We start from the raw sequence: 200 nt of genomic DNA, 5'->3' as shown, positions 1-200 counted from the left end.
TCTCTCCTCGCCTACCTGTGTCGGTTTGCGGTACGGGCACCTTACATCTCGCTAGAGGCTTTTCTTGGCAGTGTGGAATCGAAGACTTCGGTACTAAAAGTCCCTCGTCATCACAGCTCAGCCTTAATGGAAACGGGATTTGCCTCATTTCCAGCCTGACTGCTTAAACACGCGTATCCAGCTGCGTGATCTCCTATCCT

At 51.5% G+C, this 200-nt stretch carries 1 rRNA gene; it reads right to left on the bottom strand.

Going from position 1 to position 200, the window contains the following annotated elements:
- Nucleotides 1-200: ribosomal RNA gene (locus M3221_RS27215) — 23S ribosomal RNA — on the bottom strand; the annotation flags it as partial.

It is taken from the genome of Domibacillus indicus (genome assembly GCF_023715895.1).
Taxonomy (GTDB): Bacteria; Bacillota; Bacilli; order Bacillales; family Domibacillaceae; genus Domibacillus; species Domibacillus indicus_A.
This window is presented reverse-complemented; position numbering and strand designations above follow the sequence as displayed.